Genomic DNA, 24,024 nt, shown 5'->3' on the forward strand with positions numbered 1-24,024 from the left:
GCGGGGCTCGCGCGTGGGCAGCGCGGCCCATGGTGCCATCCCGCGCGGATCGTCCGTGCGATCCGCCCTTGGATCGATCATTTGATCGTTCAAATTGTGGGATGCTTGAAAAGATAGACGACGAGGCCGAGACCGTCAAGGAGGACCGCGTGAACAGATCGGCGACGATCGAAGACGTGGCGCGGGCCGCGGGCGTCTCGCGTCAGACCGTCAGCAACGTGATCAACTCTCCTCAGATCGTGCGCGAGCAGACCCGCGCGCGGGTGGCAGACGCGATCTCGCGCCTCAACTACGCGCCGCACGCCTCCGCCCGTCGACTGCGCACGCGACGCAGCTCGACCATCGGCATCCACCTCGACCCGTACGCCGGCGGGATCTCGGGCGTCGTGCTCGACCGCTTCGTTCACGCCCTCACCGAGCAGGCGGGCGAGCGGAGCCTGCGCGTCATGCTCTACGCGGCGCGTACCCCCGAGGAGGAGATCCGACGGATGGGGGATCTGCGTGAGGGCGGAGAGATCGACGCGGTCGTCATCACCGGAACCTTCCCGGGTGATCCTCGTGCGGAGTGGCTCCTGGAGCGCGGCGTGCCCTTCGTCTCGTTCGGCCGTCCCTGGGGCCGTGACGACGTGGGCGCCCCCAGCCATCACTGGGTCGACGTCGACGGGGCCGCCGGCACCGCCGAGGCGACACGGCATGCGCTGGCGACGGCGGGCCCGCGCGTCGCCTTCCTGGGCTGGCCCGCGGGCTCCGCAACGGGCGACGACCGCGAACGAGGGTGGCGTCGGGCGCTGGATGCCGGGGACGTGCCCGCGGCCGGATGGACGCCGATCCGTGTCGTGAGCGACGAGAACGTGGCGCGGGCGCGTGACGTCGCCGCCCACCTCGTCGCCTCCGACGAGATCGATGCCATCGTGTGCGTCAGCGACTCTCTGGCGGTCGGTGCGCACCTGGCCGCGGTGGCGGCCGGGCGCCCCGCCCTGCCGATCATCGGCTTCGACAACACCCCGGCCGCCGAAGCCTTGGGTCTGTCCAGCGTCGAGCAGCTGCCCGAGGAGGTCGCCGTCGGCGCCCTGGATCTGCTGCTCGGAGGCGCGGCCTCCATCGAGCACCGTGCCGCCGAACCCGGGAGTGCCCACGTCCTCGTCGAGCCGCGCCTCGTCGTGCGCGAGACGGCGCCGCCGAGCGTTCAGCCGTAGAGCCGGCGCTGCAGTTCGTCCGCCGCCGCCGTCACCGCCGGTGCGAGCGCCTCCGCGGTGTGACCGGCCTCGGCGGGCCACGTCACCGCGATCGCCGCGACCGGCCAGTCGGCGTGGTCGCGCACTGCCACGGCCACCGAGCGGAAGCCCAGGGTGACTTCGCCGTCTTCGCTCGCGAAGCCCGCCGCGCGCGTCTGACGCAGCAGCTCGCGGAGCTCGGCGGGGCGCCGCGGTCCGCGGCCCGTGCGGTCGGCGAAGGCCGCGGCATCCGGGTAGAGCGCGCGCACCTGCTCGCGCGGCAGGGCGGCGAGCATTGCGCGTCCCGTCGCCGTCAGGTGAGCCGGCAGCCGCACGCCCACGTCGGTGACGAGCGCGGGGCGCCGCGGAGCCCGCTCCTCGACGATGTACAGCACGTCGCGTCCGGTCATCACCGCCACGTGCGTGCTCTCGCCGACACGGTCCGACAGGCCCGCCACGAGCGGCCGGCCGAGACGAGCGAGAGGCTGCTGGCGGGCGTAGCCGCCGGCCAGCTCGAACGCGGCCGTCCCCAGCCCCCAGCGCCGATCGTGGGGCAGATGCACCACGAATCCGTGCGCCGCCATCGCCGCCAGCAGGTGGTAGACGCTGGAGCGGGGGATGCCGAGACTGTCGGAGATCGTCCGGGCGGCGACCGGTCCGCGCTGGCGTGCGAGGTAGGAGAGGATCCGCAGCGTCTGATCTGCGGCGGGGACCTGCGCGGGGGCCGGCGACGAGCCCGCATCGCCGGCATTGTCTGGGATCACAGACACAGAATGCCACGCTCGTGTGGCCGCGGGGGCGGAACCGGGATGGAATCGGGACATGACCACCGTCGCCGCTTCGACCCTTGCCGATCACGTCCTCGTCGGCGCGCGCCCCCTGACACCCGCCGAGGTCGTCGCCGTGGCCCGCCACGGCGCCGCGGTCGAGATCGCCGCCGACGCCTGGACGCGGATCGGCGCGGCGCGGGAGCTCATCGAGCGCCTCGCCGATGACCCGGAGCCGCACTACGGCATCTCGACCGGCTTCGGCGCGCTGGCGACGACCTTCATCGCGCCGGAGCGACGCCGTCAGCTGCAGGCGAGCCTCATCCGCTCCCACGCGGCCGGCACCGGTGCGGAGGTGGAACGCGAAGTCGTGCGCGCCCTGCATCTGCTGCGCCTGCAGACTCTCGCGACCGGACACACGGGCGTGCGCCCGATCGTCGTCGAGACCTACGCCGCGATGCTCAACGCCGGCATCACCCCGATCGTGCGGGAGTACGGCTCGCTCGGGTGCTCCGGCGATCTCGCCCCTCTTTCGCACCTCGCGCTGGCGGCCCTCGGCGAGGGGGACGTGCGCGATGGCACGGGCGCGCTCGTGGCGGCATCCGACGCCCTCGCCGCCGCCGGCATCGCGCCCCTCGTGCTGGAGGAGAAGGAGGGGCTCGCCCTCATCAACGGCACCGACGGCATGCTCGGCATGCTCGCTCTCGCCCTCTGCGACCTCGACAATCTGCTCACCGTCGCCGACATCACCGCCGCCCTCTCGATCGAGAGCCAGCTCGGTACCGACGCGGTGTTCGCCGCCGACCTGATGGCGCTGCGTCCGCAGAGCGGGCAGGCGGCGTCGGCGGCGAACCTGCGCGCCCTGCTCGCCGACTCGCCGCTGGTTGCGAGTCACCGCGACCCGGCGGTCTGCACGCGCGTGCAGGACGCGTACTCGCTGCGCTGCTCGCCACAGGTGCACGGCGCCGCGCGCGACACCGTCGCTCACGCCCGTACCATCGCCGAGCGGGAGCTGGCCTCCGCCGTCGACAACCCGGTCGTCACCGGCGACGGCCGCGTCGAATCCAACGGCAACTTCCACGGCGCCCCCGTCGCGTACGTGCTCGACTTCCTCGCGATCGCCGTCGCCGACCTCGCCTCGATCGCCGAACGTCGCACCGACCGGGCGCTCGATCGCACCCGCAGCCATGGTCTGCCGCCGTTCCTCGCCGACGAGGTCGGCGTCGATTCGGGGCTCATGATCGCGCAGTACGCGGCCGCGGGAATCGTCTCGGAGCTCAAGCGGCTGGCGGTCCCGGCATCCGTCGACTCCATCCCCTCGTCGGCGATGCAGGAAGACCACGTGTCGATGGGGTGGGCCGCCGCACGCAAGCTCCGCCGCGCCGTCGACGGACTCGCCCGGGTGCTCGCGATCGAACTCGTCACCGGGTGCCGGGCCCTCGACCTGCGGGCGCCGTTGCAGCCGGGGCCCGCCACCGCCGCGGTCCGCGCCGCGGTGCGCGCCGCGGGCATCGCAGGGCCCGGGCCCGACCGGTTCGTCAGCGCCGACCTCGAAGCCGCCACCGCGCTCGTGCTGTCCGGCGCGGTCGCCGACGCTGCGTTCACAACTCCGGACAACCGTCCCTGATCGAAGGAGATCACGATGACATCACCCGTTGACGCCCAAAACTCCGGAGTTGTGAACCGGGCGGCGCCGAGCCGCGGCCCCGTCCGCGCCCCGCGTGGGGGCGAGCGGACCGCCAAGAGCTGGGGGGCCGAGGCCGCGAAGCGGATGCTGATGAACAACCTCGACCCCGAGGTCGCCGAACACCCCGAAGACCTCGTCGTCTACGGCGGCACGGGGCGGGCGGCGCGGTCGTGGGAGGCGTACGACGCCATCGTCCGCACGCTCGATGAGCTCGAGCCCGACGAGACGCTTCTGGTGCAGTCCGGAAAGCCGGTCGGGGTCTTCCGCACCCACGAGTGGGCCCCGCGCGTGCTGATCGCCAACTCCAACCTCGTGGGCGACTGGGCGAGTTGGCCGGAGTTCCGCCGGCTCGAGCAGCTGGGACTCACGATGTACGGGCAGATGACCGCGGGATCGTGGATCTACATCGGCACGCAGGGCATCCTGCAGGGCACGTACGAGACGTTCGCCGCCGTCGCCCGCTCACTCGGGCGGGACTCGCTCGCGGGGACGCTCACCCTCACCGCCGGAGCCGGCGGCATGGGCGGCGCCCAGCCGCTCGCGGTGACGCTCAACGGGGGAGCGGCGCTGATCGTCGACGTCGACGCGTCGCGTCTGGAGCGCCGGGTCGCGCACGGATATCTCGACGAGTACACCGACGACCTCGACGCCGCCCTCGCGCGGGCGGTGGCGGCGCGCGCGGCGGGACAGGCGCGGTCGGTCGGCCTCGTCGGCAACGCAGCCGAGGTCTTCCCCGAGCTGCTGCGCCGCCGCCGGGCCGGCGCCGCCGCGATCGACATCGTCACCGATCAGACCAGCGCCCACGACCCGTTGGCCTATCTGCCCGTCGGAGTGAGTGTCGGACAGTGGCGGGATGCCGCGGCATCCGACCCGGAGGGCTTCACCCTCCGTGCCCGCGCCTCGATGGCGGCGCACGTCGAGGCGATGGTCGGGTTCCAGGATGCCGGGGCCGCCGTGTTCGACTACGGCAACTCGATCCGCCGCGAGGCCGAGCTCGGCGGCTACGACCGGGCGTTCGCGTTCCCCGGGTTCGTGCCCGCCTACATCCGGCCGCTGTTCGCCGAGGGTCGGGGCCCGTTCCGGTGGGTGGCGCTCTCGGGCGATCCGGACGACATCGCGAAGACCGACCGTGCGGTCGCGGAGCTGTTCCCCGACGACGTCCCGCTGCGCAGATGGCTGGAGAAGGCGGGGGAGACCGTGCACTTCGAGGGGCTGCCCGCGCGGATCTGCTGGCTCGGCTACAAGGAGCGCCACCTCGCCGGATTGAGGTTCAACGAGATGGTCGCCTCGGGCGAACTCGCCGGACCGATCGTCATCGGCCGCGATCACCTCGATGCCGGCTCGGTCGCCTCGCCCTACCGCGAGACCGAGGCGATGGCCGACGGTTCGGACGCGATCGCCGACTGGCCGCTGCTGAACGCGCTGCTGAACACGGCCTCCGGCGCGTCGTGGGTGTCGATCCATCACGGCGGCGGGGTCGGCATCGGTCGCTCGATCCACGCCGGTCAGGTCGTCGTGGCCGACGGCACGGCGCTCGCCGCGCAGAAGCTCGAACGGGTGCTCACGAACGATCCCGGCACGGGGGTCATGCGGCACGTGGATGCCGGCTACGAGCGTGCGCGCGAGGTCGCGCGCGAGCGTGGACTGACGGTTCCGATGCTGCGGGACGACGTGCCGTGAGCACGCTCATCCTCACGAACATCGGTGAGCTCACGACGAACGTCGAGGGCCTGGGCGATGACCCCGCCGACCCGACCGGCCTCATCCGGGGCGCCGCCGTGGCTATCGTCGACGGCCGTGTCGCCTGGGTCGGTCGCGCTGCGGACCGACCCCGCTCCCTCGCCGATGTCTCGGCGGTGGTGGTGGATGCCGAGGGGCGCGCGGTCATCCCGGGGTTCGTCGACAGCCACACGCACCTCGTCTTCGCGGGCGATCGCGCCGACGAGTTCGCCGCCCGCATGGCCGGCCATCCGTATGTCGCCGGCGGCATACGGCGCACCGTGGCGGCGACGCGCGCGGCATCCGACGACGAGCTGCGGGCGCGTCTGAGGGGCTTCGTCGACGAGATGCACCGGCAGGGCACCACCACGTTCGAGGTGAAGACGGGCTATGACCTCACCGTCGACGGCGAGGCCCGGCTCGCGCGCCTCGCGCGCGAGGTCACCGACGAGGTCACCTTCCTCGGTGCGCACGTCGTGCCCGACGAGTTCGCCGGTGATCGCGACGCCTACATCGATCTCGTCTGCGGTCCGATGCTCGACGCCGTGCTCCCCTTCGCCCGATGGATCGACGTCTTCTGCGAGAGGGGGGCGTTCACGCCCGCCGAGAGCCGCCGCATCCTGCTGGCGGGGATCGGCGCGGGACTTCTCCCACGGCTGCATGCCAACCAGCTGGGTCACGGGCGCGGCGCGCGGCTCGCGGCCGAGCTCGACGTCATCTCGGTCGATCACTGCACCTACCTCGATGAGGAGGATGTGCGCCTGCTCGCAGCGAGCGACGTCGTGGTCACGCTGCTGCCCGGCGTGGAGTTCTCGACCCGGCAGCCCTATCCCGATGCGCGTCGGCTGATCGACGCCGGCGTGAGCGTCGCCCTCGCGAGCGACTGCAACCCGGGCACCAGCTTCACCAGCTCGATGCCGCTCATGATCGCGCTGGCCGTGCGCGAGATGGGGATGACGGTCGCCGAGGCGGTCTGGGCGGCCACCGCGGGCGGCGCTCGGGCCCTGCGCCGCAGCGATGTGGGCTCCCTCACCCTCGGCACGCGGGCCGACCTGGTGCTGCTCGACGCGCCGACGCGGACCCACCTCGCGTACCGCCCGGGGGTGCCGCTGGTGCGCGCCGTCTACCGCGGCGGGGAGCTGATCGCGTAGGCGTTTCGGCTCGGCGCCGCGAGTCGAAACGCCCCGTGCCGCACGGCGTCAGGGGCGGTCGAAACTCCACTCCTGCGGATCCGTCGCCGTCGCGACATCCCAGTCGTCGGTGGACCACACGAACGTCGCGACGGCACAGGTCGGCATATGACCGATCCCGCCGCCGGAGAGCCGCTCCGCGAGCGCGGTCATCCCCGGGTCGTGCGCGACGACCATGACGGCCGGGACGCCACGGCCGGCGGCCGCCCGCAGGAGCGTGGCCGCCGCGGCACCGTACAGGTCGCCGTCCAGCTCCGCGTCGAGGCCGAACGCGGAGGCGAAGAAGGAGGCCGTCGTTCGGGCGCGCAGCGCCGTCGACGACAGGATGGCCTCGAGCCGGATGCCGGTGCCGGCCAGCCGCTCCGCGAGCACGGGTGCGTCGCGCAGGCCCCGCTCGTTGAGCGGACGGTCGTGATCGTCGAGACCGGGATCGCCCCAGTCGCTCTTGGCGTGGCGGACGAGCACGAGCGTCGTCATACGGTGACCTTTCGTCGGTGCAGGCCGGCCAGCAGCTCCAGCACACACAGGGCGGCCAGGCGCACGGTGCGCCCGTCGGCCGCGTCGGCCGCGGCATCCACTTCGACGATATCCGCGCTGCGCACGCCGGCGTCGGCGGCCAGGCCCCGCACGAGCGTCCGCAGCTCCCACGCCTGCAGGCCACCGGGAACCGACGCCGGGCAGCCGGGCGCCACGGCACGATCGCAGACGTCCACGTCGATGTCGAGATGGATGCCGCCACCCCCGCGCCCGGCCACCTCGCGCGCCTCGGCGATCACGTCGTGCGCGCCGCGCCGACGAAGCTCGTCGAGGGTGATGACACGGATGCCGAGGTCGGCGGCGCGCTGGGCGTACGCCGCGGAATTGGCGAAGTCGGCGATGCCGATCTGCACGATGCGCGTCGGGTCGAGGCCGTCGTCGACGAGGCGACGCACGGGGGAGCCGTTGGACACGCCGTCGCGCAGGTCGAAGTGCGCGTCCAGCGTGATGAGACCGCCGGCGCCGGCGCCCTGGGCCGTCGCATACGTGATCGAGTTGTCGCCGCCGAGCGCGATCAGCAGCGCGGTGCGCGCCGTCAACGCGGCGGTGCGAGCGCGCACGCGCGCCTCGCCCTCGGAGCCGTCGGGCTCGGCGACATCGCCCGCGTCGGCCAGCCGCAGCGCGGCGGCGAGGTCGACGGGTGGCGGCCCCAGGAGCGTCGGGCTGTACCGGCGCAGCGCCTCACGGACCGCGCCGGGCGTCGCATCGGCGCCGGTGGGTGAGAGCGATGTGCGACAGGCCGGCACACCCAGCAGCACGGCGTCGAGGCGCTCGGCCACCGACGCCTCCTCGAGCGCGGGCCAGTCGCCGGCGCGCGGCCAGAGCGGGTCGTGGGACAGGGCAGCCGTCATCAGCCGACGTACACCCAGGCGGTGCGCCCGCTTCCCAGCGTCACCCGCACGCGGCGGTACAGCGACACTTCGTACTCGTCGGCGGCATCCACTTCATCGGCCGTGAGGTGCAGAACGCGGCCGACCACTTTGTCCAGCGGGCTGCCGGTCTCGCGCAGCACGGGATGCACTGAGGCGCCCGACAGGTCGACGACGCGCTGGTCCTCGATCTCGACGTAGTCGATGGTGTAGCCGGGCAGTACGTCGGGCTCGCCCGCGATCAGGCGCCCGAAGGTGTCCAGCTGCACCTCGGCATACTGGAGCGTGCCGTAGGTGAACAGCAGCTCGTCCGCCGGTTCGCCCATGTCCGTCAGGCTACTGCGCCGGGTCGCGGCCAGCCAGAGGCGCGCGTGCGTTCACCGGCCGTCCCCAACCGTCCCCCGAGCACGTGTGCTCAGCCCAGCAGCGCGTGCGCGACGGCGAAGATGACCAGTCCGGCCAGGGCGCCCACGATCGTGCCGTTGAGGCGGATGTACTGCAGGTCGCGCCCGACCATGAGTTCGATCTTCTCGGTGGTCTCGGCGGGATCCCACTTCTCCACGGTGTCGGTGATGATCGAGGCGATGTCGTGGCGGTACCGATCCACGACGAACACCGCGGCCCCCGCGATGCGATCATCCACACGGTGCTGGAGTGCGGCATCCGTCGACAGGCGCTCGCCGATCTCGACCAGCGCTGCGCTCACGCGTCGGCGCAGCCCGCTGGCGGGATCGGCCAGTGCGGTGAGCAGGCCCGTCTTGGCCGTGTTCCACGCCTCGGCGGCCAGCTCGCGCACACGCGGGCTGTCGAAGACGGCCGACTTGGCCTCTTCGAGTCGCGCGATCGTCGTCGGATCGCTCTGCAGGTTGTCGGCAAGGCGCGCGAGGTAGCCGTCGACGGCGCGCCGCGCGGGGTGGTCGGGGTCGTCCTGGATCGCGGCGACAAACTTCACGGCCTCGTTGTACACGGTGTCATCGACGAGGCGCATCGCGACCGACGGCACCCACGAGGGCAGTCGTCGGGAGACCAGACCGCTGAAGGCGGCGTGGTTGGCGTGCAACCACGTCGCGATGCTGTCCACGCCCAGATCGACCGCGCCACGGTGCGCGTCGGCCTGCACGACCCGACCGAGCCACGCGCCGACGGTCGGTCCCCACTGCGGGCTGAGCAGGTGCTCACGCGCGAGGTCGCTGATCAGATCCTGCACCTCGTCGTCGCTGAGGGCGCGCAGGATGCCGGAGGCCACCGTCGAGGCCTCCGCCGCGACGGTCTCGGCGTGCGCGGGATCGCGCAGCCAGGCACCGGCCGTGCGGGCGATGGGCGTCGACTCGAGCTTCGCGCGGACGACGCCCGCCTCGAGGAAGTTCGTCTCGACGAACTCGCCCAGGGTGCGCCCGATCTCGTCCTTGCGGTGCGGGATGATCGCGGTGTGCGGGATGGGGATGCCGAGGGGGTGACGAAACAGCGCGGTCACCGCGAACCAGTCGGCCAGGGCGCCGACCATGCCGCCCTCCGCCGCGGCGCGGACGTACTGCAGCCACGGGAAGCGCTCCTGCAGGATGAACGCCACGACGAACACGACCGCCATCAGGATCAGTGCGCCGAGGGCGACGCCCTTCATCACGCGCAACGCGCGGCGACGTTCCTGGTCGGCCGGGCTGAGCAGTTCGGTGGGGGTGCGCGCCATGCCCGTAGTCTCGCATGCGGCGTATCCTGGCCGCGTGATCGAAGACATCCAGAAGCGCGCCCTGCATCGCACCCGCATCCTCGAGGGGCAGGTGCGCGGGCTCGCACGGATGATCGAGAACGAGGACTACTGCATGGACATCATCGCCCAGTCCCGTGCGATCCAGCGGGCGCTCGCGTCACTGGACAAGCTGCTGATCGAGAATCATCTGCGCACGCACGTCGCGCACATGTTCGCCGAGGGCGGCGATCAGCGCGAGCTCGCCGTCGCCGAACTCCTCAAGGCGTACGACCTCGAAACGCGCTGACCGCGGCATCCCTCCGGTCCGACCGAATCGCAAGGCCGTCGCCGCGACACGCCGGGTGCGGCGGGATCCGGGCGGCGTGTCGCGCGGCAACCCTTGCAGTTCGGTTCTGAACAGGGCGGATGCCCGGGGTGGATGCCGCAGCCGGATGCCGGGGGCAGCTCAGGAGCTGACGGGGCCGAGCCAGGCGGCGGCGACGGTGGCGTGCGCCGATTCGGGGTCGGACGGGTGGAACATGCCGGCGAGCACGTCGCGGTAGAGGCGGCTGAGCTCGTTGCGCTGGAAGTACGACGATCCTCCGGCGACGAGCATCGCCTCGTCGACGATCTGCTTGGCGGTCACGACCGCGCGGTGCTTCAGACCCGACAGTCGGGGGAACCACTGCCCGCCGTGATCGACGAGGACGTCCACGTCGTGCGCGATCGCCGCGACCTGGGGGAGCAGGCCGTCGTAGGCGAGCGCCATCTCCGCGATGCGCCAGCGGATGTCGGGATCGTCGCTGTACGGGCGCCCGGTCTTCTTCGACGTCCGCGTCTTCGCCGCCGCGACCGCCAGGTCGAGCGCGCGGCGCGCGACGCCGGTGTAGACGGATGCCAGGAGCACCTCGAACACGCTGAAGATGCCGAAGACGATCGGATCGGGGTTCGGGCCGGGCGCGACGCGGCGAACGACACGGTCGGCGGGGGCCACGGCGCCGTTGAGTACCGTCGTGCGCGATTGTGTGCCGCGCATGCCGACGGTGTCCCAGTCGTCACGGGTCTCGACGGCGTCGGTACGTTGCACGAACGCGTAGACCATCTTCGGATCCGCGGGGTCGGTCGTGTCGAGTCCGTGCAGACCCAGCTGCGTCCACACCGGCCCGAGCGAGGTGAAGATCTTGGTCCCCGTGAAGGAGTACGAGCCGTCGGCGGCGGGGACGGCCTGCGTGTCGCTGCCGAAGAGAACCAGATCGTTTCCCGCCTCGCTGATGCCGAACGCGAAGACCTCGCCGGCGACCGCGCCGGTCTGCACGAACCGCAGGTCATCGATGCCGCGATCGGACATCACCTTCGCGACTCCCGTCCACACGAGGTGCATGTTGATCGCCAATGCCGTCGCCGGCGCGGCGCCCGCGAGCCGCTGCTGCAGCACCGCGGCCTCCGCGAGCCCGAGACCTGCGCCGCCCAACGCGGCGGGGACGAGGATCGAGAGGTATCCGGCCGCCGTCAGTTCCGCGAGATCCTCCGTGGGGAAGCGGTTCTCGGCATCCACGGCGGCAGCACGCGAGCGGATGCGCTCGAGCAGGTCGTCCGGCAGGTATGCGGTCGCATCGAAATCGGTCACCCCTCCATCCTGCCCCTCGTCACCTGCCTCAGGGTCGCCGCCGGTCCCGTGGTGCCGCCGACGCGGCAGGATGGAAGCATGATCTCCACCGAGTTGGCCCTCGCCCTGCGCGATGCCGGTCTGCTGTGGCGCCCGGCATCCGGGGACCGATTTCAGCTCGACGAGCCGGAGTTCGAAGCGGATGTCTTCACCGTGAGCGAGATGACGATCGAGCCGCGGCAGTACGCGACCGGGGCGATCCTCGCCTTCAACGGCACGACCGAGTGGGCGCTGGACGCGGTCGCCCAGACCGATGCGCTCTGGCTGCCGCGAGAGGATCAGCTGCGGGAGCTGCTGCGCGGCGCGTTCCGCCGACTGGAGAGGCTGGCCGACACCCACCGCGTCGAGATCGAGTTCGCCGGCGAAACGCACGCGTTCGAGCATCCTCAGCCCGAAGACGCGTACGCCCTCGCGGTGCTGCACGTGCTGCGCCGCATCTCCTGACGACGCCGCGATACGGATGCCGCGGCGTCAGCCGAGGGCGTCGAGGAGATGGCGCATCGTGTCCTCCGGGAGGTCGCGGTGCGGGGAGTGCCCGGCCCCGGTCACCACCGACATCGTGACGAGCGGGTTGCGGAGCACCTCGGCGGCCAGCTCGCCCTGGAAGATCGAGAACACCTCCGGGTCCGCCGCGATCACGTGCGTCGGCACCGAGAGCCTCGCGGCGGCCGCGCGCACGTCCCACGGCGTGTTCTGCAGGCTGGTCTGCTCGACCGCCCAGCGGCTCGCCTGCTGCGCGGCGCGGGCCTTCAGCTCGACGTCGAGCGCATGCCAGCTGGGGTGCTCCGCCCGCACCGCGTCGATCGACGGGTCGGCGAAGGACTGCTCCTGCCCGACGCGGACGTTCTCGCGATCGCGGTCCGCGAGATGGATCGCGGGGTCGATGAGCACCACTCGACGGGTCCAGTCGGGGTCGGCGGCGCTCGCCACGGTGACCGCGGCGCCGCCGAGCGAGTGCCCGATGACGAGGTCCCAGGGGTCGCCGTCGTCGGTGCGCGTCTGGCCCACGTCGGCCGCGTACGCGTCGATGCTGTAGTCCAGCGTGCGCGGCGCGGTGCCGTGGCCGCGCAGGTCGACGGCCGTCGCGAGCCACCCGGCATCCGCCAGGGCCACGCCGTAGCGCCACATGAGGGCACCGGTCGATCCGAGTCCGTGCACGAGCAGTGCGCGACGTCGGGCGCGCACGTCGCCCCACGAGAGCCGGGGCAGGGTCACAGCGGCAGCCATGTCGTCAGCCTACGGTCGCGCGCTGTCCGTGGGCGATGAGGATGTCAGGTGATGACGGGGACGGGTTCGGTGTCGGGGATCGGGCTCGCGTCGCGTCCGCGCAGGTCGGGGAAGCCCCGCACGAAGAGCGTCGAGACCAGCGCGCCCACGATCGCGAATCCGGCCGCGGCGGCGTATGCGCCGGCGGGCCCGGTGCTGTCGATGAGGAAGCCGGCGACGGCCGAGCCGAGGGCCGCGCCGATGAGCTGTCCCGTGCCGATCCAGCCGTACGCTTCGGCGGTCTCGCTGAACTTCACGGATGCCGAGGTCATCGCGAACATGACGGCCAGCGCCGGGGCGATGCCGACGCCCGCGACGACCAGGCAGGCGCCGACCCACCACGGGGTGGACGCTCCGATGTCGCCGACGACGAAGACGGAGGCGACGAGACCGACGGCGACGACGCTCATGCGTCGCGCCATGGCCCACGGCCCCATGGGGATGTGTCCGAAGGCGAGGCCTCCGGCGAGACTGCCGACGGAGAAGACCGCCAGGACGAGACCGGCCTCCAAGCCGCCGTGGCCGAAGGTCGCGACCACAGCGGCCTCGACCGCCGCACATGCGCCGATGAGGAGGAAGCCGATCACCGTGGCGAGGAGGACCACGGGCTTTCCCAGCACCTTGCCGAACGCGCGGCGGCTGCGCGGGATGCGCACGCGCCCGACTTCGGGGGAGAGGATGAACCACGCGCCGCCGGCGACGAGGATCGAGACGATCAGCAGCAGGGCCGGCACCGTGCCGATCTGGGTGGCGACGAGGGTGATGACGACCGGCGCGAGGATCCAGATGATCTCCTGCAGGCTCGCGTCGAGGGAGAACAGCGCCGTCAACTGCCGTGCGTTGACGAGCTTGGGGTAGATCGTGCGCACGGCCGACTGTACGGGAGGGGTGGAGAGGCCCGCGATGAGTCCGAACACCATGTATCCAGCGACCCCGAGGGGGATCAGGGCGAGGGCGAGCAGCGCCGCCGCGCACACGGCGGTCGTGAGTGTGAGGACGCGCCGCATGCCCCAGCGGCCCATCCACCGGCTGGTGACGGGGCCGGCCGTCGCCTGACCCACGGATGCCGCCGCCAGCACCAGCCCGGCGGAGGCGTAGGAGCCCGTCATCTGCTCGACGTGGAGCAGAATCGCCAGGCTCGTCATCCCGTTCGGAAAACGCGCGGTCAGCTGTGCCGCGATGATGCGCGCCACGCCCTGCGTGCGCAACAGTTCCCGGTATCCCGCCACCCCTCCACGGTACCCGTCGGCGCCGACACCGCGACACGCCGGACGGATGCCGCGACACGCCGCAGTCGAGATTCCACAGGCTGATGGATGTCGGAAGCCCCCCGTATCGTCCGGGCTGTGGATGGCCGTCGCGAGGGCGATCGAAATCCGCGCGATTCAGGCTTTTTCCAGGCTTCGCGATTCGCGGCATCCTGTGGATGAAACGGTGGAAAAGCTGTGTTGTACATGGGGAGAGCGGTGCAAAACTACACGGATGTAACTACTAGCCCTTGTGGTGCTATCCAATGTCCGTACCCATATGTAGTATTGGACTCCCGGCGGGGGCACGGCCGGGATCACAGGCGAGAAGAGGGCGGAATCCCAACGGGATCGATCCGCGCAGACCAAGGGGAGAGAAGGAACGACATGGCAATCACCGTCTACACCAAGCCCTCGTGCGTGCAGTGCAATGCGACCTACCGCGCACTGGACTCGAAGGGGATCGACTACGAAGTGCTCGACCTCTCGGAGGACCCGGCGGCGCTCGAGCACGTGAAGTCGCTCGGGTACCTGCAGGCTCCGGTCGTCGTCACCGACGAAGACCACTGGTCGGGCTTCCGTCCCGACAAGATCGACGAGCTCGCGAGCCGTCTGGCCTGACATGCCGACACTGACGAGCGCCCCGCTGCTCGTCTACTTCTCGAGCGTGTCGGGCAACACGGCGCGATTCATCGAGAAGCTCGGTCTGCCGGCCGTCCGCATCCCGCTCGCCCCTGGCGACGCGCCTCTCGAGGTCGACGAGCCCTTCGTGCTCGTGACACCGACCTACGGAGGCGGCCAGGGGCGCGGCGAGGAGAAGGGCGCCGTTCCCAAACAGGTGATCCGGTTCCTCAACGACGAGCGCCATCGTCACCTCATCCGCGGAGTGATCTCCGCGGGAAACACCAATTTCGGCGAGTCGTTCTGTCGCGCCGGTGACATCATCAGCCGCAAGTGCACCGTGCCGCACTTGTACCGGCTCGAACTTTTCGGCACGCCCGACGACGTCGCCCGTGTGAGCGACGGATTGGAACGATGGTGGAAGCTGCAGTGAGCCCGGCGACCTTCAAGACCGACGCACGCTTCGAGGGAATGGACTACCACGCCCTCAACGCGATGCTCAACCTGTACGGCGAGGACGGCAAGATCCAGTTCGACGCCGACAAGCGTGCCGCGCGGGAGTACTTCCTCCAGCACGTCAACCAGAACACGGTGTTCTTCCACTCCCTCAAGGAGCGCCTCGACTACCTGGTCGAGAAGGAGTACTACGAGGGCGCGGTGCTGGAGAAGTACCCGTTCGAGTTCATCCAGCGCCTCAACGACCGCGCCTACGGCGCGAAGTTCCGCTTCGAGACCTTCCTCGGCGCCTTCAAGTACTACACGAGCTACACGCTGAAGACCTTCGACGGCAAGCGGTACCTCGAGCGCTTCGAGGACCGCGTCGTCATGACGGCCCTGGGCCTCGCCGACGGCGATCAGCAGCTCGCCGAGAAGCTCGTCGACGAGATCATCTCCGGCCGCTTCCAGCCGGCCACCCCGACCTTCCTCAACACCGGCAAGGCGCAGCGCGGCGAGCTCGTCAGCTGCTTCCTGCTGCGCATCGAGGACAACATGGAGTCGATCGCCCGCGGCATCAACTCCGCCCTGCAGCTGTCCAAGCGCGGTGGCGGCGTCGCGCTTCTGCTCAGCAACATCCGTGAGGCCGGCGCTCCGATCAAGCAGATCGAGAACCAGTCCAGCGGCATCATCCCCGTGATGAAGCTGCTCGAAGACAGCTTCAGCTACGCCAACCAGCTCGGCGCGCGCCAGGGCGCCGGCGCCGTCTACCTGTCGGCGCACCACCCCGACATCCTGCGCTTCCTCGACACGAAGCGCGAGAACGCCGACGAGAAGATCCGCATCAAGACGCTCTCGCTCGGTGTCGTGATCCCCGACATCACGTTCGAGCTCGCCCGCAACGGCGAGGACATGTACCTCTTCTCGCCGTACGACGTCGAGAAGGTCTACGGCGTGCCCTTCGGTGACATCTCCGTCACCGAGAAGTACCGCGAGATGGTCGACGACGCGCGTATCAAGAAGACCAAGATCAACGCGCGCGAGTTCTTCCAGACCCTCGCCGAGATCCAGTTCGAGTCGGGCTACCCGTACATCATGTTCGAGGACACGGTGAACAAGGCCAACCCGATCAAGGGCCGGATCAACATGTCCAACCTCTGCAGCGAAATCCTGCAGGTGAACACTCCGACGACGTACAACGAAGACCTCTCGTACGCCGAGATCGGCAAGGACATCTCCTGCAACCTGGGCTCGATGAACATCGCGCTGGCGATGGATGGCAAGGACATCGCCGGCACGGTCGAGACCTCGATCCGCGCTCTCACCGCGGTCAGTGACCAGAGCCACATCGCCTCGGTGCGCTCGATCGAAGACGGCAACGACCGCTCGCACGCCATCGGCCTCGGCCAGATGAACCTGCACGGCTACCTCGCGCGCGAGCACGTGCACTACGGCTCCGAAGAGGGCATCGACTTCACGAACATCTACTTCTACACGGTGCTGTTCCACGCGCTGCGCGCCTCCAACCGCATCGCGATCGAGCGCGGCACCGCCTTCGACGGCTTCGCCGACTCGACCTATGCGTCGGGGGAGTTCTTCGACAAGTACCTCGAGCAGGAATGGGTGCCGCAGACCGACCGGGTGGCGGAGCTGTTCGCCGGCATCCACATCCCCACGCAGGAGGACTGGCGCGAGCTGAAGGCGTCGATCCAGGCGCACGGCATCTACAACCAGAACCTGCAGGCGGTGCCGCCGACCGGCTCGATCTCGTACATCAACAACTCGACGAGCTCGATCCACCCGATCGCGTCGAAGATCGAGATCCGCAAGGAAGGCAAGATCGGCCGCGTCTACTACCCGGCGCCGTTCATGACGAACGAGAACCTGGAGTACTACCAGGACGCGTACGAGATCGGCTACGAGAAGGTCATCGACACCTACGCGGCCGCCACCCAGCACGTCGACCAGGGCCTGTCGCTGACGCTGTTCTTCAAGGACACCGCCACCACCCGCGACATCAACAAGGCGCAGATCTACGCATGGCGCAAGGGCATCAAGACGATCTACTACATCCGTCTTCGTCAGATGGCGCTCGAGGGCACGAACCTGTCCGAGTGCGTCTCCTGCATGCTGTGACGCTCGCTCCACGACCGTTCGAAGGAATGACGACATGACCCCGTCCGAGCCGCTCAAGCTCATCGACCACGTCCAGGCGATCAACTGGAACCGCATCCAGGACGACAAGGACCTCGAGGTGTGGAACCGCCTCGTGAACAACTTCTGGCTGCCCGAGAAGGTGCCGCTGTCCAACGACATCCAGTCGTGGGCGACGCTCACCCCCGACGAGCAGACCACCACGATGCGGGTGTTCACCGGACTCACGCTCCTGGACACCATCCAGGGCACCGTGGGGGCGGTGTCGCTCATCCCCGACGCGATCACGCCGCACGAAGAAGCCGTGTACACGAACATCGCGTTCATGGAGTCGGTGCACGCGAAGAGCTACTCGTCGATCTTCTCGACGCTGTGCTCCACGCCCGAGATCGACGACGCGTTCCGGTGGTCGGTGGAGAACCCGAACCTTCAGAAGAAGGCCCACATCGTCATGGATTATTACCGTGGCGACGAGCCCCTCAAGCGCAAGGTCGCCTCGACCCTGCTGGAGTCGTTCCTGTTCTATTCGGGCTTCTACCTGCCGCTGTACTGGTCGAGCAAGGCCAAGCTGACGAACACGGCCGACATCATCCGCCTCATCATCCGTGACGAGGCCGTGCACGGCTACTACATCGGCTACAAGTTCCAGAAGGGGCTCGAGAAGCTGACGCAGCCCGAGCGCGACGAGATCAAGGACTACACGTTCTCGCTGCTGTATGAGCTCTACGACAACGAGGTGCAGTACACGCAGGACCTCTACGACGGCATCGGGCTGACCGAGGACGTCAAGAAGTTCTTGCACTACAACGCCAACAAGGCGCTGATGAACCTCGGCTACGAGGCGATGTTCCCGTCGCAGCTGACCAACGTGAACCCGGCGATCCTGTCGGCCCTGTCGCCGAACGCCGACGAGAACCACGACTTCTTCAGCGGGTCGGGCTCGTCGTACGTCATCGGCAAGGCCGTCGCGACCGAGGACGACGACTGGGACTTCTGATCTGACCGACGTCGTCAGACGGATGCCGCGACGCCCCCGGACTGTGCTCGATGAGCCGGTCCGGGGGCGTCGTCGTCTCCGCATCCCTCCGAGCATCATGCCCGCGAGGTGGTTAGGAGATCACGACGGGCCCGAAGGTCACCGGTCCCGGGCAGGAGCCGCCCTCGGATGTGTAGGGGATCTCGATCTGCAGATCCCGTGTGACGACGCCGTCGCGATCGGTGATCACCACGCGCACCGTCGTGCCGGGCTCGATGCTGACGATGCTCGTGTCGCCGACGTACGGCTGCTCCAGCGGCAGCTCTCCGCGGCCGTCGCCGTTGAGGCGGAGGGTCGCCGGGATGCAACCGTCGCCGAAACAGGCTGCGACGTCACCGACGGTCAGGGCGGGGGCGACCTCGATCGTCACGGGGCCGGGGTTGACGAAGCCGATGGCGGGACACACCGGTACCAGCGGCGCGCACGCCCCCAGTATCGCCGTCGTCGTCAGAGCGGCGAGCGCCACCGGAAGCGCACGGGTCATGACCGTCACCCTACGGAATCGGTCGGCCGGGGATCGCCCTCTCACAGGAAGCGCCCAGGTCGATGGAGCGCCTTCAGTTATGCTGAAGGAATGCTCCGCACTCCGCTGTCACTGTTTCGCACCCTCGCGTTCGCCGAGGCGGTGTCGTGGACGCTGCTCATCGCGGGGCTCATCGTCCGGGCGACGACCGGGTGGGCGCCCGCCGTCACGATCGGCGGCGGCATCCACGGGTTCGTGTTCCTCTCCTACGGCGCCACGGTCGTGCTGGTGGCCCTCAACAATCGGTGGCCGGCGGGGCCGACGGTCGTCGCCCTGATCTCGGCGATCGTGCCCTATGCCACCATTCCGGTCGAGCTGTGGGGGCACCGCCGCGGCCTGCTCGCAGGCGCCTGGCGCGCGGAGACCGACGCCGACGCGGCGGATGCGCGCTGGTACGACGGGCCGCTGGCCTGGTTCCTGCGGCGCCCGTGGCTGCTGTTCGTCGGCATCCTCGTCGCCGTCGTCGGTGTCTTCGCCGTGCTGCTGATCCTCGGCCCGCCGGGCGGCGCCAAGGGCTGAGTGCGCAGGGCACGACGCCTCCCGTGGCGACCGACCTGGAGAAGTCACGGGACGGCGACCCGCTGTGCGCACAGCGCATGGATAGCATGGACCGCATGACTCAGGACGGTCCCCGCTTCAGCCCCGTCATCGCGCTGCTCGCGGTGTCGGCGATGTGGGAGGAGCAGCTGGCGTCGATCCTCAAAGACCTCGGCATCAGCACCCGCAAGTTCGGTCTCCTCGGTCACATCTACGCCGAGCCCGGCATCTCGTTCTCCGAGCTGGCGCGCCGCTCGCACATCACCGTGCAGTCCGCCCACACCGCCGTGCGCACACTCGTCGACGACGGCCTCGTGCAGGATGCCACCGCCCATGCCGGCGCCGCCAGCGATCTCCACGTCACCGCGAAGGGCGCGCGGGTTCTGCAGGACGCTCGAGAGCGCCTCTTCGAGCTCGACGACGTCCTCGCCCAGCGCCTTCCCAAGGTCGCCGATTCGCTCGACGGCATCCGCGCCGGCATCGTCTGAGCGCACGGCCGCGCGCCGCGGGCGCCGCTCAGCGCTTCGTCGACACCGTGACGGTGAACTTCGGGTCGCGGGAGACCTGACGCGTCGGCCCCACGACGCGCTCGAGCGTGCCGCGGTACCGCAGCGGCGAGTTCCACACGCACCACAGCTCGCCACCGGGCGCGAGAACCCGTGCAGCGTCGGCGAACAGACGCTCCGCGATCGTGGTGGTCAGCGCGGCACCGGAATGGAACGGGGGATTCAGGGCGATGAACGACGCGCTCGCATCCGGGCGCTCCTCCAGCCCATCGGCGCGCGCGACGTGCACGCGATCGCCCAGTGCGTTCGCGGCCACGGTCGCCTTCGCCGACGCGACCGCCGCGGCCGACTGATCGCTGGCGTATACGTACGCGAACGGATGCCGCCGCGCGAGCCAGGCGCCCACGATGCCGGTGCCGCAGGCGAGATCGATCCAGGGGTCCTCGCTGCTGCCGCCTCCGGGAGCGTGGGGCGCGGCGTCGAGCGCCGCCAGCAGTGCCCGGGTGCCGATGTCCAGGCGTGCGCCCGCGAAGGCCCCGCCGAAGGCGCGCACCTCCAGCTCGTCGACACGCGACGCCGCGGGCATCGGGTCGCGGCCGTCGCGCGGGCCCCGGGCGATCAGCACCCGCGACTTCTGGCGGGCGTGAGCCACATCGACCGTGGTGAAGAACGCGCGCAGCACCTCGTTCATCGCGACGCTCATGTGCTTGATGCGACCCCCGGCCACCACGACGACGTCGGATGCCGCATGCGCCGCGATCAGTCCGGCGATATCGCGCAGGGCGTCCAACGAGCGCGGCAGGCGCATCAGCACGACGCGCGCGCCGGTGACGAGAGCCGCGTTCAGCGGGCCGGAGGAGACCTGCTCGGCCAGCCCCAGCGCGACGGCGTTGGCGTGCAGTGCCCGTTCGCCCAGGAGGGCGTCCTGGTGCACGCGCACCCCGGCGGCGCCGTCGTGAGCAGCACCGAGGGCGAGGGCGCCGTACGCGTCACCGATGACGGCGATCTGACCGGCCCCGGCTCCGGCGCGCAGAGCGGCCGATTCGTCGAGGATCAGGCGGTCGGCGGCATCCACCGCACCGAGCCCCTCGCCCTCGACGTCGGGCGCGCGTCGAAGCAGCTCGAACGGCATGCTCACGAACCCTCCGCGTAACGCAGGACGGCATCTGCCGGTGTGCACTCATCGCCGATGCGGATGCCGTCGGCGAGCCGTCCCGCCTCGCGCAGCTCCTGCAGTCCGGCGACGGTGCGCCGGCGCAGCTCCCACGGATCGATCGTGTTGACGTAGATCTTCGTGCCGCCCTCGAAGCCGGCGGGAGTGGAGATGCGCCACTTGAGCACCACCCGCCAGGGCATCGGCCACGGCGCGCCGGGCGGCCGGTAGTGCCACTCCTCGTTGGTCGGCACGTGCACACCCGTCGCCGCATGCAGCGCGTGCAGCAGGTCGGAGACGGCGCGCCGCTCGGCATCCGTGTGCTCCTGGGGCAGGTTCGCGGCCGACGTCGAGAAGATCTCGAACGCCGGGTAACGGTGACCGACGCCGGCGAAAGCGACGGCGCCCTCCGTCGCCGCGACGACGAGTCCTTCGGACACCGCCAGATCGGCGATCTCGTGCTGATACAGGCCACGGTCGTGCGAGAGCAGGCGCAGCTCGTGATCGACCTGCGGGCCGTGGTCGTCGATCGCGACGAGCTGCTTGTGGAGGTGCTCGAAGGAAGCTCCCGCCGGCCGCAGCCAGTTCTGGAAGACGCTGACGTATGCGGCGTGCGGCTGCGCCGCCTGGATCTCCGCCAGCGCCTGCACGGTGAAGGCGACGTAGGCTGCATGCTCGTCGGGGCTCAGCGTTCCCGACGATGCCAGCTCGGCATCCGTGGTCGCGCCCTCGACGACGTGACGCCGGGCGACGACGACGTCGTGGGATCCGCCGAGCAGGTCCAGTGCCGCTTCCTCGAGGCTGGTCTCGGTGCCGGCTGCGCGTGCGCGAATCTCGGCGAGCTTTTCCATGTGCACGCGTCCGACGGGATCGGACAGGTACTCCTCGGCCCACTGCACGATCCGCGCCGGCTGGCGGTAGCCGTGGTTCTCGCGCCAGTACTCGGCCGACACGATCTCGAACAGGTTACCGAAGCGGCGGAACTCGGCGACGGAGTCGTTCAGCGCGTGCGCGGGTACCCGGCGCACCTCCTCGAAACGCGGGCCCACCAGTCGCGCCTTCTCAGGCGTGGTCTCGAGGTAGCGGTCGACGCAGAACGCGCAGAGTCGTCGATCCTCACCGGGCCCGAGACGGTGCACATCCTCGCGGGGTGCGGAGAGGGGACGGTTCGCGCGGCCCGGAACCGTCCAGACCCGCGTGCCGGTGAGAGGGCCGATCTGCTTGACGGTGCCGTCGGGCAGGCGCCGGATCGCTCGTGGTGCTCCGTCGCTCATGCCTCCAGCCTATCGAGGCGGAGCATACTGGCCTGATGAAGACGTTCGCGCGATGGCTCCTGGCTGCCGGCATGATGTTCGCCGGCCTGTCCCACCTGTTCTGGGCCCGCAAGGAGTTCCAGGCGCAGGTCCCCGACGTCGTCACCGATGTCCTGCCGATCGACAAGGACGCCGTCGTGGTCGCCTCCGGCGCGGTGGAGATCATGCTCGGGGCCGCTCTGGTCGTGCTGCCGAAGGAACGCAGGCGTGTCGGCGCCCTTCTCGCCGCGTTCTTCATCGCGATCTTCCCCGGCAACATCGCGCAGGCCGTGGATCGGCGTCCGGCCTTCGGCCTGGACGGCGATGCCGCTCGTCTGACGCGCCTGCTCTTCCAGCCGCTGCTGGTCGCCTGGGCGCTGCTCGCGACCCGCGACTGAGACGAGCGGGGGCGGATGCCGCGGCATCCACCCCCGCATCTGCGCACCAAGCGCTCAGCGCGTGGCCTGCACCCGCACCGTTCCCGTCTCGCTGACCAGGCGCTCGCGATCCACGCGGTCGAGTTCGTGCAGGGAGCTGCCCTTGGTCTCGCGCATCGAGACCACCGCGATGAACGTGATCGCGGCGGCGACCGCCAGATACAGTGCGACGGGGATGTAGCTGCCCGAGGCCGACAGCAGGGCCGTCGCGATGATCGGCGCGAGCGAGCCGGCGACGATGGACGTCACCTGGTAGCCGAGCGAGACGCCGGAATACCGCATGCGGGTCGGGAACATCTCCGACATGATCGCCGGCTGAGGGGCGTACATGAAGGAGTGGATCACCAGGCCCAGGCAGATCGCCAGGATGATGATCGCCGGCTCCTTCGTGTTGAACATCGGGAAGGCGATGAAGCCCCACGCCGCCGCGCCGACCGTGCCGATCGCGTAGACGGGCTTGCGCCCGATGCGGTCGGCGAGGGCACCGACCAGCGGGATGACGATCATGTGGACGATGTGGGCGATCACCAGCATGCCGAGGATCTCGGCCGTGTTCACCTCGAGGGCGATCTTCAGGTACGTGATCGAGAAGGTGACCACGAGGTAGTACATGATGTTCTCCGCGAAGCGCAGACCCATCGCGGTGAGCACGCCGCGCGGATAGCGGCGGACGACCTCGAACACGCCGTAACGGTCGTGCTTGTGCTCCTCCGCCTCCTTCTGCGCTTCGAGGAAGATCGGCGCATCGCTGATCTTGGTGCGGATGTAGTAGCCGATCGCCACGATCACCACCGACAGCCAGAACCCGACCCGCCAGCCCCAGGCGAGGAACGCCTCCGCGGACAGGGTGCGGCTGAGCACGAGCAGCACGACGGTCGCGACGAGGTTGCCGATCGGCACAGCCGCCTGGGGGAACGACGCCCAGAATCCGCGGGTCTTGTCGGGGGAGTGCTCGGCGACCAGCAGGACGCCGCCGCCCCATTCACCGCCGACGGCGAAGCCCTGGGCGAAGCGCAGCAGCACCAGCAGTGCCGGGGCCCAGTAGCCGACCTGCTGGAAGGTCGGCAGGCAGCCCATGAGGAACGTCGCCACACCGACGAGGATGATGGCCAGCTGCAGGAGCTTCTTGCGTCCGTACTTGTCACCGAAGTGGCCGAAGACGATGCCGCCCAGGGGGCGGGCGATGAAACCGACCGCATAGGTGACGAATGCCGCGATGATGCCGGCGTACGGGTCGTCGGACGGCGGGAACATGATCAGGTTGAAGACAAGCGTGGCCGCCGTGGCGTAGAGGAAGAACTCGTACCACTCCACGATCGTTCCGGCCATCGAGGCGCTGACGACCCGGCGAAGACCGGACTGCGGGGGCGTGCCGTGCGATGCGGTCGCTGAAACCATGCGCTGATACCTCCTTGTAGAGCGCGGTGCGGCGGGGGATACCGCGCCATGGACGCTACCTGAAAAGTGATTCAGGTACAAGG

The 24,024-nt window shown here is 70.0% G+C and carries 25 protein-coding genes; 13 read left to right on the plus strand and 12 right to left on the minus strand.

Annotated features, from left to right (window positions below; all coding sequences use genetic code 11):
- Nucleotides 1-101: 101 nt before the first annotated feature.
- Complete coding sequence (locus DEU37_RS04805; RefSeq protein WP_121189468.1) at nt 102-1,196, plus strand: LacI family DNA-binding transcriptional regulator; 1,095 nt, start codon at nt 102-104, stop codon at nt 1,194-1,196.
- Here DEU37_RS04805 and DEU37_RS04810 read toward each other — a convergent pair.
- Nucleotides 1,187-1,984, minus strand: coding sequence for an IclR family transcriptional regulator (locus DEU37_RS04810; RefSeq protein WP_121189469.1), 798 nt, complete (start codon nt 1,982-1,984; stop codon nt 1,187-1,189). The two genes, DEU37_RS04805 and DEU37_RS04810, sit on opposite strands and share 10 nt — an antisense overlap.
- A 52-nt stretch (nt 1,985-2,036) precedes the next feature.
- Here DEU37_RS04810 and hutH point away from each other — a divergent pair, with 52 nt between their 5' ends.
- From hutH to hutI, 3 genes are read left to right on the plus strand one after another with little or no spacing between them, the layout of a single operon-like run.
- Complete coding sequence (gene hutH / locus DEU37_RS04815; RefSeq protein WP_121189470.1) at nt 2,037-3,608, plus strand: histidine ammonia-lyase; 1,572 nt, start codon at nt 2,037-2,039, stop codon at nt 3,606-3,608.
- 15 nt (nt 3,609-3,623) lie between these two features.
- The gene (hutU, locus tag DEU37_RS04820; RefSeq protein ID WP_121189471.1) at nt 3,624-5,348 is read left to right on the plus strand and encodes a urocanate hydratase; all 1,725 of its coding nucleotides are present in this window, start codon (nt 3,624-3,626) and stop codon (nt 5,346-5,348) included.
- Nucleotides 5,345-6,538, plus strand: coding sequence for an imidazolonepropionase (hutI, locus tag DEU37_RS04825; RefSeq protein WP_121189472.1), 1,194 nt, complete (start codon nt 5,345-5,347; stop codon nt 6,536-6,538). The genes hutU and hutI overlap by 4 nt, the downstream gene beginning before the upstream one ends.
- Nucleotides 6,539-6,586: 48 nt before the next feature.
- Here the strand turns inward: hutI and DEU37_RS04830 are convergent, their stop codons facing one another.
- The 4 genes from DEU37_RS04830 to DEU37_RS04845 all read right to left on the minus strand — a co-directional run bounded on the left by DEU37_RS04830 (nt 6,587) and on the right by DEU37_RS04845 (nt 9,670).
- Complete coding sequence (locus DEU37_RS04830) at nt 6,587-7,054, minus strand: histidine phosphatase family protein (RefSeq protein WP_121189473.1); 468 nt, start codon at nt 7,052-7,054, stop codon at nt 6,587-6,589.
- Nucleotides 7,051-7,965, minus strand: a complete 915-nt coding sequence (locus DEU37_RS04835; RefSeq protein ID WP_121189474.1) for an arginase family protein — start codon at nt 7,963-7,965, stop codon at nt 7,051-7,053. The genes DEU37_RS04830 and DEU37_RS04835 overlap by 4 nt, the downstream gene beginning before the upstream one ends.
- On the minus strand, nt 7,965-8,309 hold the full coding sequence (locus tag DEU37_RS04840) for a gamma-glutamylcyclotransferase family protein (RefSeq protein ID WP_005052293.1): 345 nt from the start codon (nt 8,307-8,309) through the stop codon (nt 7,965-7,967). The genes DEU37_RS04835 and DEU37_RS04840 overlap by 1 nt, the downstream gene beginning before the upstream one ends.
- An 89-nt stretch (nt 8,310-8,398) precedes the next feature.
- A complete protein-coding gene (locus DEU37_RS04845; protein WP_121189475.1) occupies nt 8,399-9,670 on the minus strand; it encodes a DUF445 domain-containing protein in 1,272 nt (423 codons plus the stop codon).
- A 34-nt stretch (nt 9,671-9,704) separates the two neighbouring features.
- Here DEU37_RS04845 and DEU37_RS04850 point away from each other — a divergent pair, with 34 nt between their 5' ends.
- The gene (locus DEU37_RS04850; RefSeq protein ID WP_005052299.1) at nt 9,705-9,977 is read left to right on the plus strand and encodes a metal-sensitive transcriptional regulator; all 273 of its coding nucleotides are present in this window, start codon (nt 9,705-9,707) and stop codon (nt 9,975-9,977) included.
- Nucleotides 9,978-10,136: 159 nt separating this feature from the next.
- On the opposite strand, the gene DEU37_RS04855 is transcribed toward DEU37_RS04850, so the two are convergent.
- Nucleotides 10,137-11,297, minus strand: coding sequence for an acyl-CoA dehydrogenase family protein (locus DEU37_RS04855; RefSeq protein ID WP_121189476.1), 1,161 nt, complete (start codon nt 11,295-11,297; stop codon nt 10,137-10,139).
- A gap of 78 nt (nt 11,298-11,375) precedes the next feature.
- On the opposite strand from DEU37_RS04855, the gene DEU37_RS04860 reads away from it, so the two are divergent.
- Nucleotides 11,376-11,780 (plus strand): pilus assembly protein CpaE, encoded by a 405-nt coding sequence (locus DEU37_RS04860; RefSeq protein ID WP_121189477.1) that lies wholly within the window; start codon nt 11,376-11,378, stop codon nt 11,778-11,780.
- Nucleotides 11,781-11,807: 27 nt separating this feature from the next.
- Here DEU37_RS04860 and DEU37_RS04865 read toward each other — a convergent pair whose 3' ends face one another.
- Both DEU37_RS04865 and DEU37_RS04870 read right to left on the minus strand, forming a co-directional pair.
- Entirely contained in the window at nt 11,808-12,563 is a 756-nt protein-coding gene (locus DEU37_RS04865) for an alpha/beta fold hydrolase (protein ID WP_121189478.1), read from the minus strand.
- 44 nt (nt 12,564-12,607) lie between these two features.
- Nucleotides 12,608-13,831, minus strand: coding sequence for an MFS transporter (locus DEU37_RS04870; protein WP_121189479.1), 1,224 nt, complete (start codon nt 13,829-13,831; stop codon nt 12,608-12,610).
- Between the two features lie 405 nt (nt 13,832-14,236).
- Here DEU37_RS04870 and nrdH point away from each other — a divergent pair, with 405 nt between their 5' ends.
- The 4 genes from nrdH to nrdF are packed head-to-tail and all read left to right on the plus strand — an operon-like array spanning nt 14,237 to nt 18,056.
- Nucleotides 14,237-14,470, plus strand: coding sequence for a glutaredoxin-like protein NrdH (gene nrdH / locus DEU37_RS04875; protein WP_005052310.1), 234 nt, complete (start codon nt 14,237-14,239; stop codon nt 14,468-14,470).
- A 1-nt stretch (nt 14,471) separates the two neighbouring features.
- Complete coding sequence (nrdI, locus tag DEU37_RS04880) at nt 14,472-14,903, plus strand: class Ib ribonucleoside-diphosphate reductase assembly flavoprotein NrdI (protein ID WP_016464602.1); 432 nt, start codon at nt 14,472-14,474, stop codon at nt 14,901-14,903.
- Nucleotides 14,885-17,041: a class 1b ribonucleoside-diphosphate reductase subunit alpha gene (gene nrdE, locus DEU37_RS04885; RefSeq protein ID WP_121189480.1), complete on the plus strand. Its 2,157-nt coding sequence runs from the start codon at nt 14,885-14,887 to the stop codon at nt 17,039-17,041. The genes nrdI and nrdE overlap by 19 nt, the downstream gene beginning before the upstream one ends.
- A 34-nt stretch (nt 17,042-17,075) precedes the next feature.
- The gene (nrdF, locus tag DEU37_RS04890; RefSeq protein ID WP_005052315.1) at nt 17,076-18,056 is read left to right on the plus strand and encodes a class 1b ribonucleoside-diphosphate reductase subunit beta; all 981 of its coding nucleotides are present in this window, start codon (nt 17,076-17,078) and stop codon (nt 18,054-18,056) included.
- A 112-nt stretch (nt 18,057-18,168) separates the two neighbouring features.
- Here nrdF and DEU37_RS04895 read toward each other — a convergent pair whose 3' ends face one another.
- Nucleotides 18,169-18,579 carry a hypothetical protein gene (locus DEU37_RS04895; RefSeq protein ID WP_121189644.1) on the minus strand — a complete coding sequence of 137 codons (411 nt, stop codon included), beginning with the start codon at nt 18,577-18,579 and terminating at the stop codon, nt 18,169-18,171.
- A 90-nt stretch (nt 18,580-18,669) separates the two neighbouring features.
- On the opposite strand from DEU37_RS04895, the gene DEU37_RS04900 reads away from it, so the two are divergent.
- Both DEU37_RS04900 and DEU37_RS04905 read left to right on the plus strand, forming a co-directional pair.
- On the plus strand, nt 18,670-19,137 hold the full coding sequence (locus DEU37_RS04900; protein ID WP_121189481.1) for a DUF3817 domain-containing protein: 468 nt from the start codon (nt 18,670-18,672) through the stop codon (nt 19,135-19,137).
- 95 nt (nt 19,138-19,232) lie between these two features.
- Nucleotides 19,233-19,643 (plus strand): MarR family winged helix-turn-helix transcriptional regulator, encoded by a 411-nt coding sequence (locus DEU37_RS04905; RefSeq protein ID WP_259457138.1) that lies wholly within the window; start codon nt 19,233-19,235, stop codon nt 19,641-19,643.
- Between the two features lie 28 nt (nt 19,644-19,671).
- Here the strand turns inward: DEU37_RS04905 and DEU37_RS04910 are convergent, their stop codons facing one another.
- Entirely contained in the window at nt 19,672-20,793 is a 1,122-nt protein-coding gene (locus tag DEU37_RS04910) for a class I SAM-dependent methyltransferase (RefSeq protein ID WP_183043593.1), read from the minus strand.
- Nucleotides 20,794-20,795: 2 nt separating this feature from the next.
- Nucleotides 20,796-22,088, minus strand: coding sequence for a DUF4921 family protein (locus tag DEU37_RS04915; RefSeq protein WP_121189483.1), 1,293 nt, complete (start codon nt 22,086-22,088; stop codon nt 20,796-20,798).
- Nucleotides 22,089-22,123: 35 nt separating this feature from the next.
- Between DEU37_RS04915 and DEU37_RS04920 the strand changes: the two genes are divergently transcribed.
- Nucleotides 22,124-22,504 carry a hypothetical protein gene (locus DEU37_RS04920; protein ID WP_121189484.1) on the plus strand — a complete coding sequence of 127 codons (381 nt, stop codon included), beginning with the start codon at nt 22,124-22,126 and terminating at the stop codon, nt 22,502-22,504.
- A gap of 54 nt (nt 22,505-22,558) precedes the next feature.
- Here the strand turns inward: DEU37_RS04920 and DEU37_RS04925 are convergent, their stop codons facing one another.
- Complete coding sequence (locus DEU37_RS04925) at nt 22,559-23,941, minus strand: MFS transporter (protein WP_121189485.1); 1,383 nt, start codon at nt 23,939-23,941, stop codon at nt 22,559-22,561.
- Nucleotides 23,942-24,024 lie beyond the last annotated feature (83 nt).

Origin of the sequence: Microbacterium sp. AG790 (assembly GCF_003634765.1) — a bacterium.
Taxonomy (GTDB): domain Bacteria; phylum Actinomycetota; class Actinomycetes; order Actinomycetales; family Microbacteriaceae; genus Microbacterium.

What these genes read in the sequence shown, in the direction of transcription:
- DEU37_RS04805 (WP_121189468.1), top strand. Translation starts at nt 102, where the DNA reads ATGCTTGAAAAGATAGACGACGAGGCCGAGACCGTCAAGGAGGACCGC.
- hutH (WP_121189470.1), top strand. Translation starts at nt 2,037, where the DNA reads ATGACCACCGTCGCCGCTTCGACCCTTGCCGATCACGTCCTCGTCGGC.
- hutU (WP_121189471.1), top strand. Translation starts at nt 3,624, where the DNA reads ATGACATCACCCGTTGACGCCCAAAACTCCGGAGTTGTGAACCGGGCG.
- DEU37_RS04830 (WP_121189473.1), bottom strand. Translation starts at nt 7,054, where the DNA reads ATGACGACGCTCGTGCTCGTCCGCCACGCCAAGAGCGACTGGGGCGAT.
- DEU37_RS04835 (WP_121189474.1), bottom strand. Translation starts at nt 7,965, where the DNA reads ATGACGGCTGCCCTGTCCCACGACCCGCTCTGGCCGCGCGCCGGCGAC.
- DEU37_RS04840 (WP_005052293.1), bottom strand. Translation starts at nt 8,309, where the DNA reads ATGGGCGAACCGGCGGACGAGCTGCTGTTCACCTACGGCACGCTCCAG.
- DEU37_RS04845 (WP_121189475.1), bottom strand. Translation starts at nt 9,670, where the DNA reads ATGGCGCGCACCCCCACCGAACTGCTCAGCCCGGCCGACCAGGAACGT.
- DEU37_RS04860 (WP_121189477.1), top strand. Translation starts at nt 11,376, where the DNA reads ATGATCTCCACCGAGTTGGCCCTCGCCCTGCGCGATGCCGGTCTGCTG.
- DEU37_RS04865 (WP_121189478.1), bottom strand. Translation starts at nt 12,563, where the DNA reads ATGGCTGCCGCTGTGACCCTGCCCCGGCTCTCGTGGGGCGACGTGCGC.
- nrdH (WP_005052310.1), top strand. Translation starts at nt 14,237, where the DNA reads ATGGCAATCACCGTCTACACCAAGCCCTCGTGCGTGCAGTGCAATGCG.
- nrdI (WP_016464602.1), top strand. Translation starts at nt 14,472, where the DNA reads ATGCCGACACTGACGAGCGCCCCGCTGCTCGTCTACTTCTCGAGCGTG.
- nrdE (WP_121189480.1), top strand. Translation starts at nt 14,885, where the DNA reads ATGGTGGAAGCTGCAGTGAGCCCGGCGACCTTCAAGACCGACGCACGC.
- nrdF (WP_005052315.1), top strand. Translation starts at nt 17,076, where the DNA reads ATGACCCCGTCCGAGCCGCTCAAGCTCATCGACCACGTCCAGGCGATC.
- DEU37_RS04895 (WP_121189644.1), bottom strand. Translation starts at nt 18,579, where the DNA reads ATGACCCGTGCGCTTCCGGTGGCGCTCGCCGCTCTGACGACGACGGCG.
- DEU37_RS04900 (WP_121189481.1), top strand. Translation starts at nt 18,670, where the DNA reads ATGCTCCGCACTCCGCTGTCACTGTTTCGCACCCTCGCGTTCGCCGAG.
- DEU37_RS04905 (WP_259457138.1), top strand. Translation starts at nt 19,233, where the DNA reads ATGACTCAGGACGGTCCCCGCTTCAGCCCCGTCATCGCGCTGCTCGCG.
- DEU37_RS04910 (WP_183043593.1), bottom strand. Translation starts at nt 20,793, where the DNA reads ATGCCGTTCGAGCTGCTTCGACGCGCGCCCGACGTCGAGGGCGAGGGG.
- DEU37_RS04915 (WP_121189483.1), bottom strand. Translation starts at nt 22,088, where the DNA reads ATGAGCGACGGAGCACCACGAGCGATCCGGCGCCTGCCCGACGGCACC.
- DEU37_RS04920 (WP_121189484.1), top strand. Translation starts at nt 22,124, where the DNA reads ATGAAGACGTTCGCGCGATGGCTCCTGGCTGCCGGCATGATGTTCGCC.
- DEU37_RS04925 (WP_121189485.1), bottom strand. Translation starts at nt 23,941, where the DNA reads ATGGTTTCAGCGACCGCATCGCACGGCACGCCCCCGCAGTCCGGTCTT.